This is a genomic window from Nocardiopsis sp. TNDT3, from assembly GCF_003427465.1.
GTDB lineage: Bacteria > Actinomycetota > Actinomycetes > Streptosporangiales > Streptosporangiaceae > Nocardiopsis > Nocardiopsis dassonvillei.
In genome coordinates this window covers 1-1,416 of the sequence record NZ_QPFC01001362.1, presented here as the reverse complement: position 1 = coordinate 1,416, position 1,416 = coordinate 1, and the positions used below count along the sequence as shown (strand labels likewise).

Sequence of the window (1,416 nt, the reverse complement as noted above, 5' to 3'; positions counted from 1 at the left end):
CCCCGCGTCCCGTTCCGATCTCCAACCCCTGCTCCCCGATCCCGTAACCCCCGCTTCCCGGCCTCCGATCCCGCACCGCCGTACCCGGGCCCCCGCGTGCCCGACGCGGGGGACCAGGGCACACCGGCCGGTCGGCGACACTGGAGGCATGCCTTCCGTTGCCCTCGACGGCGATCCCGTACCGAGCACCGGCGAACTGCCCGGGCCGTCCCTCGCCGAACTCGGCGGGCGTCCCCTCGGGTTCTACGTCCACGTGCCCTTCTGCGTCACCCGCTGCGGTTACTGCGACTTCAACACCTACACGGCCGAGGAACTGGTCTCCCGCGACGGCACCGCCACCGCCTCCCGCGAGACCTACGCCGACCAGGCGATCGCGGAGGTCGCGCTGGCCGACCGGGTCCTGACGGGGGAGCGCCCGCCGGTCAGCACGCTGTTCGTCGGCGGCGGTACGCCCACCCTGCTGTCGGCCGAGGACCTGGGCCGCGTCGTCACCGCCGTGCGCGAGCGCTTCGGGTTCACGCCCGACGCCGAGCTGACCACCGAGGCCAACCCCGAGACGGTCACCCCCGACTACCTCGCGCGGCTGCGCGAGGCCGGGTTCACCCGTGTGTCCTTCGGCATGCAGAGCGCCCGCGGGCACGTGCTGCGGGTGCTGGAGCGCGGCCACACGCCCGGACGCCCCGAGCAGTGCGTGGAGTGGGCGCGGCGGGCAGGGTTCGAGCACGTCAACCTCGACCTGATCTACGGCACTCCCGGGGAGGGCGACGAGGACTGGCGGGCCTCCCTGGAGGCCGCGGTCTCCGCCGGACCCGACCACGTCTCGGCCTACTCCCTCATCGTCGAGGAGGGCACCCGCCTGGCCGCCCGCGTGCGCCGGGGCGAACTCGCCGAGCCCGACGACGACACGATGGCCGACCGCTACCTCATGGCCGAGGAGGTCCTCACCGCGGCCGGGTTCAGCGCCTACGAGGTGTCCAACTGGGCGCGCACCGAGCAGGGCCGCAGCAGGCACAACCTCCTGTACTGGACCGGCGGCCACTGGTGGGGCGTGGGCCCGGGCGCCCACAGCCACGTGGGCGGCACCCGCTGGTGGAACGTCAAGCACCCGGCCGCCTACGCCGCCCGCCTGGCCGCCGGGCACAGCCCCGGCCTGGCCCGCGAGGTGCTCACCGAGGAGGAGCGCCGCTTCGAACGCGTCCTGCTGGAACTGCGTGTGGAGGGCGGGTGCCCGCTGGACCTGCTCGAACCGCACGGCCGCGACGCGGCCAAGCGGGCCGTAGCCGAGGGCCTGCTGGACGCGGACGCCCACGAGGAGGGCCGCGCGGCCCTCACCCTGCGCGGGCGCCTGCTCGCCGACGCCGTGGTGCGCGACCTCACCTGAGCCACTCCGGCCGGGGCCGGACACGGCGAGGGGGG

1 protein-coding gene is annotated in these 1,416 nt (G+C 75.1%); it reads left to right on the top strand.

Translation table 11 applies throughout. The features are described 5' to 3' along the window. Window positions 1–148 precede the first annotated feature (148 nt). The gene (hemW, locus tag DQW06_RS27835; protein ID WP_117199593.1) at window positions 149–1,381 is read left to right on the top strand and encodes a radical SAM family heme chaperone HemW; all 1,233 of its coding nucleotides are present in this window, start codon (window positions 149–151) and stop codon (window positions 1,379–1,381) included. Window positions 1,382–1,416: the final 35 nt, after the last annotated feature.

Coding starts and splice junctions, on each gene's coding strand:
- hemW (WP_117199593.1), top strand. CDS start 149: ATGCCTTCCGTTGCCCTCGACGGCGATCCCGTACCGAGCACCGGCGAA.